This window comes from Leifsonia sp. (assembly GCF_051955155.1).
Classification (GTDB): Bacteria; Actinomycetota; Actinomycetes; order Actinomycetales; family Microbacteriaceae; genus Leifsonia.
In genome coordinates, this window is sequence record NZ_JBQCGZ010000076.1 from 25,612 (window position 1) to 34,405 (window position 8,794).

An 8,794-nucleotide genomic window follows, 5' to 3' on the forward strand; every position below is an offset into this window, starting at 1 on the left:
ATAGACGAGATATCACTCGCCATACCTGCGGAAATCGGCAGGATGGCGCCGCCGGCCGGTCAGGGCTTCTTCGGCGGGTTCGGCCCCTGGTTGCCGCCGCCACCCTGGTTCCCGCCCTGGTTGCCACCGGTGCCCGGCTGCGTCGGAGTCGGCGCCTTCGGGGTCGGCTGCTTGGGCGGCGGTGGCGCGTACACGTACTTCGACGGCGGCGCGGGGAAGTCGCCCCCGCCGTAGAGCTTGTTGAGCGCCGTCTGGATCTGGCGCACGATCGAGAACTTGACGTTGCCGCCGCCGATGCCCTGGAAGCTCTGGCTGCGCAGCGCGACCGCGCCCTCCACATTGCCGACCCAGGTGGCCTGCGCGACCTTCGTCGTCGAGGTGACCAGCCAGTTCTGCAGGGAGTCGTCCGTGGTGCCGGTCTTGCCGAAGATCGGCACGCCGTCGTCCGGGTTCGCCGAGGCCGCCGTCCCGCCGCCGCGGAGCACGCCCTGCAGCGCGTAGATCGCCGCCGCGGCGACGCCAGGGTCGATCGGCGTCTTGGAGCACGTGGACTTCGGCACCGCGTGCTGCGTGCCGTCTCCGGTGACGATCTTGTCGATCGCGACGGGGCTGCAGGCGACGCCGTTGTTGGCGATGCCCGCGTAGGCGGTCGCCATGGTCAGCGGCGCGATGTAGTTCGTGCCGAGCACGGACGACGGGTTCGCCCGCAGCGGGTTCGCCGCCTCGTCCGCTCCGTGCACCAGCAGGTCCTGCGCGCGCTGCTTGATGCCGCACAGGTCCAGCTGCGTCGCCATCTTCGCGAAGATCGTGTTGATGGATGCGGCGGTCGCGTTCATCACCGTCGTCGCCGAGACGGACTCGCCCTCATCGTTGGAGACAGGCCACGGTGCTCCGCCGATGTCGTTGCACGGGTCGCTCTCATGGAACGAGCTCTGCGGGAACAAGTGCTGGCTTCCGCTGACCGTCGTGTAGAGCGAGTGGCCCTCGTTCAGCCACTCGAGCAGGTCGAACGCCTTGTACGACGAACCGGTCTGGAAGCCCTCGGAGCCGCCGTAGTTGTAGTCGGTGTTGTAGTTGACTGCCGTCGTCCCCGCCGCCGGGGCCGCCGTGTTGTCGTACGGCCGGTTCTGCACCATCGTGACCACCCGGCCGGTCCCGACCTCCACCGAGGTGTTCGACGAGCCGAGGTCCAGGTTCGGGCTGGTCGGCGGGATGTACGCGGAGACCGCCTGCTGGGCCGACTGCTGCAGGTCGAGGTTCAGCGTCGTGTAGATCTTGAGGCCGCCGCGGGTGAGGAAGCTCGAGCGGTCGTCGCTGGTCTTGCCGAAGATCGGATCCTGCTCGATCACGCGCTCGACGTAGTCGCAGAAGAACGCGGCGTTGTACTTCTGCGCCGTCATGCAGCCGTTCTGCACCGGGCTGATCTTCGGCTCGACCTTGGTCTTGATCGCCGCGTCGTGCTGCTCCTGGGTGATCTTGCCGTTCGCGAGCATTCGGTTGAGCACGTAGTTGCGCCGGTCGAGCGTCTCCTTGTAGCCGTTCGCCGCGCCGTTGGTCTTGTCCGCCGGCCGGTCGATGCGCAGGTTGTCCGGGTTGTTCAGGATGGCGATGAGGGTCGCCGCCTGCTGCAGATTCACGTCCTTGGCGGAGACCCCGAAGTAGTACTCGGCGGCGGACTGGACGCCGTAGGTGCGGCCGCCGAAGAGCGCGATGTTCAGGTAGCTCTGCAGGATGTCGTTCTTCGAGTACTCCTTCTCGAGCCCGATGGCGTAGCGCATCTCCTTGAGCTTGCGGGACGGGTCGACCTCGGTGGCGTCGTTGTAGCAGGCCTGATAGGCGGTGTACTGCTTCTTCTGCACGGCTGCGGTGGCCGTCGGGTCCGGCTGCTTGCTCTCGCAGCGCTGCACCAGGATGTTCTTGACGTACTGCTGGGTGATCGAGGAGCCGCCCTGGACCGACTTGTGCAGCGCGGTGAGCACGGCGCCGCGGATGGTGCCGGTGACATCCACCCCGCCGTGCTCGTAGAAGCGCGGGTCCTCAGTGGCGACGGCGGCGTCCTTGAGGTTCTGCGAGATGGCGTCCCAGCCCACCTCGACGCGGTTCTGGGAGTAGAAGGACGCGATCGCGACCGGCTTGCCGTTGGAGGTCGCGTACATCGTCGACGCCTGCGCGAGCGGCTCGACCTTGATGTACTCCGGCAGCCCGTCGAAGACGTTGATGGTGGAGTCGGCTGCCGACCCGGTGAGGGCGACTGCCGGCGTCACGGCGGCGGCCGCGAGGACGCCGGCCAGACCGCTGAGCGCCACGAACCCCAAGAGCGCGGGGGCCCACTTCCATCTCCTGCGTCGCTCCGGTGTCATGCGCGCCATGATACGCGGCGAGCATGTCGGCCTCCCTGGGACAGGGCGGCGAGCTGGAGAACTCGTTCAGGAAGCGTCGCGCAGCTTGTCGCAGAGGGCGGCGAGCGTCTCCAGCTCGTCCTGGTCGAGCCGGGTTCCGACCCGCTCGGTGATCGTCCTCATGTGCTCGACCGCGACGCGACGGAACATGTCGAAGCCGGTGTCGGTGAGCCGGATCACGGTGCCGCGGGCGTCGGACGGCTCCGGGCACTTGGCCACGAGCCCGCGCGCCACCAGACGATCGACGAGCCTGCTCACGCTCGGCTGGGTGAGCAGCACGTGCTTGTTGAGGTCGCGCAGCCGCAGCGAGCGGTCGGGCTGGCGGGAGAGGTTGAAGAGCACGTCGTACTCGTTGAACGAGATGTCGCGCGTGGGGAACTCGGCCGCGAGGGTGCGCATAACCGCGACCTGGGCGCGGAACAGCGACTCCCAGGCGGAGACGGCGGTCGTCCTGGCGCGTCTGGTCGGCCCGGTCGGTGCCGCGGTCGTGCTCATGACGTCTCCCCTTCCGACGCAGGATGCGAATGAATGCATTCGCATCCTCTCACCATCCGGCGACAACGCCATCCGTGCCAGCACGGGCCCTTCGCTGTTAACAGATTGAGGGCCGGCCGCAGAGGCTAGCGGCCGGCCCTCTCCCTTGCACCAAGAGTGTCCTGCAATCACATTCCGCGGTGGCTGCCACAGCAAACAACCACTGCCCTTGAACTATATAACGAAGAGGTAACGGTGACTAGTTACCAAGTCGTTATTTTTCTGCGAAATGGCTATGGGTCCGGTAGCGGGACGCCGAGGGGTCATCCGGTGGCCCCCGAGCGCGCGTAGTCCTGGTCCAGCAGCTCGGCGTCGGAGCGGAACCGATCGTCCCCGGTCAGCTCGGCCAGGGTCACGAGCTGCGCGGAGACACCGCGGTGATACGAAGGCGGCTGCCACGCCGAGTCCGCGCAGTACTGCGACGCGCAGTAGTAGGAGATGCCGTCCGGCACCCGCCAGGTGCCGAAGGTCTCGAGGATCGTCGTGGCGCCGCCGTCGAACAGCGTCTGCGCGACCGGGTCGGCGGTCATCCCGTCGTAGTCGGCGAGGCCGAGCAGCGCGTTGATGTGCCCGTTGACCACGTGGAGGGGCGCGACCTCGCCCGCGTACTCCTCGAACCAGAGATCCCCGTCCGAGGTGTCGACGAACCACGGGCCGCCGCTGGCCGGCACGGCGGTGAACGTCGCGAACACGGCCTCCGCCGCCGTCCGCCACGTGGCGTCGCCCGTGCGCGCGTACAGTCGCGAGAACGCCGAGAGCGCCTGGCCCTGCGCCATCCCCGACCACCACGGCGCCTTCATGGTCAGCGCCGGCTCGCCGTGCGGTGCGAACTCGAACGGGTACGCGAACCAGAGCGCGCCGTCGACCGTCGTCCCGCCGTCGCGCAGCGCGGTGGCCGTTGCGATCGCGCGCCGCAGGTACTCGGCGTCGCCGGTCAGGTCGTGGGCGTGGATGGCGTTCATCGTGTAGTTGAGGAAGCTGACCGGGTGGTACACCGGGTCGTCGTAGCCGGGCCAGTGGACGATGAGGGCGCCGTCGTCGTCCACGAGCGTGTTCGGGTTGGAGTCGTCGAGCGGGATGACGGCGTCGATGTCCTTCAGCTCCCAGCGGCCGTAGTGGTCGCGGGCGTCCGTGTGCACGCGATAGCCGGAGGTCGCGAACCCGTCCGCTGCGACCGACGGCCGCGGTGTCGGCGCGGCCGGCGTCGGCAGCGTGCGCGCCGCGCCCGCGGAGCAGGATACTGTCAGCGCCGCCACGATCAGCACTCCGGTCAGCGCGAGGATGCGCCGGCGCACGACGGTGCGAATACTCGTGTGCGCGGTCAACCGGGGTGCTTCCTCTGCTCGGCGGGGGTCCTGTCATGCTGACGGGACCCGGCCGCCCAGAAGGGCGAAGCGGGAGACGACCAGTGGTCGAGTGCGCCGATTACGTGTGGAGGCGGCAGACGACCAGTGGCGCGGCGCGCCGATCACCGGGTGCAGCCGACAGGCGACCAGTGGGCGCTCCGCGGCGCGGCTGCCCACCCGGATCCGGCTGACGGACCGGCCTCAGAACAGGTCGGGCGAGGGGGCGCTGGCGTGCCGGATGGAGACGTCGGCGTGGCGGTCGAAACGGTAGCCGACGCCCCGGACGGTGCGGACGATGTCCTCGTAGCGGCCGAGCTTGGCGCGCAGCCGGCGGACGTGCACGTCGATGGTGCGCTCGTTCGGGACCTCGTCCTCGTCGGCGCCCGCCCACAGCGAGGTGATCAGCTCGGCGCGCTCGATGGTGCGGCCCTCGCGCAGGACGAGGTACTGCAGCAGCTCGAACTCCTTGTAGGTGAGGGCGACGGTCTGGTTGTCCAGCACGAGACGCTTGCGCGAGATGTCGACGACGACGCCGGACGCGGCGCGGTCCTCGTCCTCATCGACGGCGGCGACGTGGCGGTGCTTGGCGATCGCGGCCGGGTCCTGGAGCGCCAGGCGCACGACGTCGACATCGCGGCCACCCGCACCGGCCGGAGCCAGGGCGACGGCGGCGTAGGTCTCCGCGGCGGGCGCGAGCTCCGCGGTCAGCTGCTTGAGCGCCTCCACGATGCGGCCGAGGTCGGTGCCGGCCGCGGCGGCCTTCGCCTCGTCGATGCCGACGTAGAGCACGAAGCCGCGGGCCTCCGTCCCCTCGGGGACGGCGCGGATGCGGGGAGCGGGAGCGGCCGGGGCCTGCGCTGCGGCCGGAGCGGGAGCGGGGCGGACGGCGATGGCGGGAGCGAAAGTCGAGTCGACGGTGGCGAGAGACATGGGAGGGAAGTCCTTCGTGATGATGATGTGCGCGATCCCGGTACGGCGACGATCCGCGGGTGGAGCGGAGGTGCGGGGATTCGCGGTGCGTTGGTCGGTCCCGAAAAGGAAACGGGTACCTGTGCGCGGGTGCGTTCGTGTGGCGCTCCCGGGGAGCTACGCCCGGCGTCGACGCAGATGGCGTCGGAGGGCGGTCGCTCGGCGAAGGGTCGTCAGATCAGCGACACATTCGGCAACACATGACCGAGTCGCGGCCGGCCATCATCATGCCGGCATTCCCAAGGGCCTCGAAGGAGGTCAGGGGACGCGAGTTGTCAGTCATGCACAGTAGTAAAACGTCCCATGACTCGCCGTGTCAAATCGTTACGTCGTGTTACGACGCTGCTAGACGAGGCCGTACAGGCGGTCGCCGGCGTCACCGAGGCCGGGGACGATGTAGCCGTTCTCGTTGAGGCGCTCGTCGAGTGCGCCGAGGACGATGGTCACGTCCCGACCCTCGGTCGCCTTCTCCAGCGCCTCCAGGCCCTCCGGAGCGGCCAGGATGCAGATGGCCGTGACATCGACGGCGTTGCGCTTGAAGAGGAAGTCGATGGCGGCGCCGAGCGAGCCTCCGGTGGCGAGCATCGGGTCCAGAACGAAGCACTGGCGGTCGGAGAGGTCCATCGGCAGGCGCTCGGCGTACGTGGTCGGCTCGAGGGTCTCCTCATTGCGGGCCATGCCCAGGAAGCCGACCTCCGCGGTCGGCATCAGGCGCACCATCCCCTCGAGCATCCCGAGGCCGGCGCGCAGGATCGGCACCACCAGCGGGCGCGGCTCGCTGAGTGTCACGCCCATCGTGGTCGTCACCGGCGTCTCGATCTCCACCGGCTCGACGCGGACCGCGCGGGTCGCCTCGTAGGCGAGCAGGGTCACCAGCTCCTCGGTGAGGGCGCGGAAGGTCGGAGAGGGCGTCTCCTTGTTGCGGAGCACGGAGAGCTTGTGGGTGATGAGGGGGTGGTCTGCTACGTGCACTCGCATAGGCTCAAGGCTAGCCGAACATCCCGTGAGGAGCCCCGCGTGACCCTGCCCGTCCCCGACGCATACGAGCAGTGGATGCGCCGCGCCGTCGCCGACGCCAGGCTCGCGTTCGGCACGGGCGACGTCCCGGTCGCGGCGCTGGTGCTGGACGAGGCCGGCCAGGTGATCGGGACCGGCAGGAACGAGCGCGAGCTGCACAACGACCCGACCGCGCACGCCGAGGTGCTCGCGCTGCGCGCCGCCGCGGCCACGCGGGACGACTGGCACCTGGAGGGCTGCACACTCGTGGTCACGCTGGAGCCGTGCGTCATGTGCGCGGGCGCGGTGCTCGCCGCGCGCGTCCCGACGGTGGTGTTCGGGGCCTGGGACGAGAAGGCGGGAGCGGCCGGGTCCGTCTACGACGTGCTCCGCGACCGCAGGCTCAACCACCAGGTCGCGGTGTACCCGGGGGTGCTGGCCGAGGAGTGCGCCGAGCTGCTGCTCGACTTCTTCCGGGCCAAGCGCTAGCGCGGCAGCGCCTCCAGCCACTCCGAGAACGCCGCGCGGGAGGCCTGCTGCATCCCCGCGGAGTACGCCTCGCGGTCTCGGCGCAGCGCGTCGGGATCGATGGCGTGCTCGTCCAGCTCGTTGTATCCGTCGCTGACCCAGCTCTCGTGCATCTCGTCCGTCACCTCGGGATGGAACTGCACGGCCAGCGCGAAGTCGCCGATCGCGAACGCCTCGTTCGAGTAGTCGGACGACGACGCGAGCAGCGTTGCCCGCTCCGGCAGCTCGAAGGTGTCGCCGTGCCACTCCACCACCGGGACGCCCGCGAAGTGCCGGACGGGGGAGTCCGCGCCCGCCTCGGTCGGCTCCACCCTCCGGAAGCCGATCTGCGTGGTGTCGCCCTGGTAGACGCGCTCGCCGAGGGCGCCCGCCATCAGCTGGGCGCCGAGGCAGACGCCGAGCGTCGGGAGCTCGGCGTCCAGCCGGTCGCGGAGCAGCTCCTGCTCGGCGGCGAGGAACGGGAACTCGTCGGTCTGGTAGGCGCCCATCTCGCCGCCGAGCACGACGACCAGGTCCGCCTCGCGCGGGTCGATCGCCGCGACGTCCTCGCGGGTGACGTCCACGACGCGCAGGTCGTAGCCGTGCTCGGTGAGGACGGGGCCGATGTTGCCCAGGTGGATGCTCGGGTCGTGCTGCAGGATCAGCGCGGTGCGGCTCAATCGATGCCCTTCAGGATGATGGTGTCGGTGGCGGGGTGCCGCTCGTTCGGGTCGATCCAGACGTCCGGCTCGATGTAGATGACGCGCGCAGCGGGGACGGCCGCCCGGATGCGGCGCTCGACGTTGTCGATCGCCACGGCGACGTCGGCGAGGCGGTGCTCGCCGGCGACCGCCAGCTTCGCACCGACGAGCAGCTCGTCCGGTCCGAGGTACAGCGTCTTCATGTGGATGATGCGCTCCACGTCGTCCCCGTCGAGGATGGCCGCCTCGATCGCCGCGACGTCGGCGTCGGACGCCCCCTCGCCGACCAGGAGGCTCTTGGTCTCGATGCCGAGGATGATCGCGACCAGGATGAGGAGGGCACCGATGAGGAGCGTGCCGATCGCGTCGAAGACGCCGTTGCCGGTGATGATCGTGAGGCCGACCCCGAGCAGTGCGAAGACGAGGCCGGTGAGGGCGGCGACGTCCTCGAGCAGCACGACCGGCAGCTCCGGCGCCTTCGCCCGCCGCACGAACTGCGGCCAGGACATCCCCACCTTGTGCGGCCGGGACTCGTGCACGGCGGTGCGCAGCGAGAACGACTCCAGGCCGATCGCGATCGCCAGCACGAGTAGCGGCAGCCACGCGTTCTCGAGCGGGTGCGGGTGGGTGAGCTTCTCGAAGCCCTCGTAGACGGAGAAGACGCCGCCGACGGAGAACAGGATGATCGAGACGACGAACGCGTAGACGTAGCGCTCGCGCCCGTAGCCGAAGGGGTGCTCCTTGTCCGCCGCCCGCTTCGCGCGCCGGCCGCCGAGCATCAGCAGCAGCTGGTTGCCGGAGTCGGCGAGCGAGTGGACGCCCTCCGCGAGCATCGAGGAGGAGCCGGAGAAGAACCAGGCGATGAACTTGGTCAGCGCGATTCCGAGGTTGGCGGCGAAGGCCGCGACGATCGCCCTGGTTCCACCTGATGCGCTCATGGACCTCATCCTAGGATGGGCGCATGACCGAGACCCAGAATGTCACGCTGCCGACCGTCGCGATGCTGGGGGCGGGATCGATGGGCCGGGCGATCCTCTCCGGGCTCACCGCGCCGGGGGTCGCCGTCGAGGGCGGCATCCGGGTGACGAACCGGTCGGAGGCGCGCGCCGCGGAGCTCGCGGACGTCGACGGCGTCACCGCGTACGCGACCGAGAGCGCTCCGGACGCCAACCGGCTGGCCGTGGACGGCGCGAAGCTGGTGATCGTCGCGGTCAAGCCGGCGATGGTCCCCGACCTACTGCACGAGATCGCGCCGTCGCTGACGCCGGGCGCGATCGTGGTGAGCGTGGCCGCGGGCGTGACGGTCGCGACGTTCGAGTCGCTGCTGCCGGAGTCGGTCGCC

9 protein-coding genes are annotated in these 8,794 nt (G+C 69.7%); 2 read left to right on the forward strand and 7 right to left on the reverse strand.

The features are described from left to right. Positions 1-59: 59 nt before the first annotated feature. The 5 genes from ACTHMF_RS07455 to upp form a co-directional block, all read right to left on the reverse strand. Positions 60-2,360, reverse strand: coding sequence for a transglycosylase domain-containing protein (locus tag ACTHMF_RS07455; RefSeq protein ID WP_440316918.1), 2,301 nt, complete (start codon positions 2,358-2,360; stop codon positions 60-62). Between the two features lie 66 nt (positions 2,361-2,426). Next, the gene (locus tag ACTHMF_RS07460; RefSeq protein WP_440316919.1) at positions 2,427-2,894 is read right to left on the reverse strand and encodes a MarR family winged helix-turn-helix transcriptional regulator; all 468 of its coding nucleotides are present in this window, start codon (positions 2,892-2,894) and stop codon (positions 2,427-2,429) included. Between the two features lie 302 nt (positions 2,895-3,196). Further along, positions 3,197-4,258 (reverse strand): D-glucuronyl C5-epimerase family protein, encoded by a 1,062-nt coding sequence (locus tag ACTHMF_RS07465; protein ID WP_440316920.1) that lies wholly within the window; start codon positions 4,256-4,258, stop codon positions 3,197-3,199. Positions 4,259-4,480: 222 nt separating this feature from the next. After that, complete coding sequence (locus tag ACTHMF_RS07470; protein ID WP_314147572.1) at positions 4,481-5,209, reverse strand: winged helix-turn-helix domain-containing protein; 729 nt, start codon at positions 5,207-5,209, stop codon at positions 4,481-4,483. 384 nt (positions 5,210-5,593) lie between these two features. Beyond that, complete coding sequence (upp, locus tag ACTHMF_RS07475) at positions 5,594-6,226, reverse strand: uracil phosphoribosyltransferase (RefSeq protein WP_314147574.1); 633 nt, start codon at positions 6,224-6,226, stop codon at positions 5,594-5,596. Positions 6,227-6,265: 39 nt separating this feature from the next. On the opposite strand from upp, the gene tadA reads away from it, so the two are divergent. Then, positions 6,266-6,733: a tRNA adenosine(34) deaminase TadA gene (gene tadA, locus ACTHMF_RS07480; protein WP_440316922.1), complete on the forward strand. Its 468-nt coding sequence runs from the start codon at positions 6,266-6,268 to the stop codon at positions 6,731-6,733. Here tadA and ACTHMF_RS07485 read toward each other — a convergent pair. Together ACTHMF_RS07485 and ACTHMF_RS07490 are read right to left on the reverse strand one after the other, a co-directional pair. Beyond that, positions 6,730-7,431 (reverse strand): glutamine amidotransferase, encoded by a 702-nt coding sequence (locus ACTHMF_RS07485; RefSeq protein WP_440316923.1) that lies wholly within the window; start codon positions 7,429-7,431, stop codon positions 6,730-6,732. The two genes, tadA and ACTHMF_RS07485, sit on opposite strands and share 4 nt — an antisense overlap. Further along, entirely contained in the window at positions 7,428-8,390 is a 963-nt protein-coding gene (locus tag ACTHMF_RS07490) for a cation diffusion facilitator family transporter (RefSeq protein WP_314147578.1), read from the reverse strand. The genes ACTHMF_RS07485 and ACTHMF_RS07490 overlap by 4 nt, the downstream gene beginning before the upstream one ends. A gap of 23 nt (positions 8,391-8,413) precedes the next feature. Here ACTHMF_RS07490 and ACTHMF_RS07495 point away from each other — a divergent pair. Further along, the coding region (locus ACTHMF_RS07495; RefSeq protein ID WP_440316924.1) for a pyrroline-5-carboxylate reductase family protein at positions 8,414-8,794 on the forward strand (381 nt) is incomplete at its 3' end.

Coding starts and splice junctions, on each gene's coding strand:
- ACTHMF_RS07460 (WP_440316919.1), bottom strand. CDS start 2,894: ATGAGCACGACCGCGGCACCGACCGGGCCGACCAGACGCGCCAGGACG.
- ACTHMF_RS07470 (WP_314147572.1), bottom strand. CDS start 5,209: ATGTCTCTCGCCACCGTCGACTCGACTTTCGCTCCCGCCATCGCCGTC.
- ACTHMF_RS07490 (WP_314147578.1), bottom strand. CDS start 8,390: ATGAGCGCATCAGGTGGAACCAGGGCGATCGTCGCGGCCTTCGCCGCC.
- upp (WP_314147574.1), bottom strand. CDS start 6,226: ATGCGAGTGCACGTAGCAGACCACCCCCTCATCACCCACAAGCTCTCC.
- ACTHMF_RS07455 (WP_440316918.1), bottom strand. CDS start 2,360: ATGACACCGGAGCGACGCAGGAGATGGAAGTGGGCCCCCGCGCTCTTG.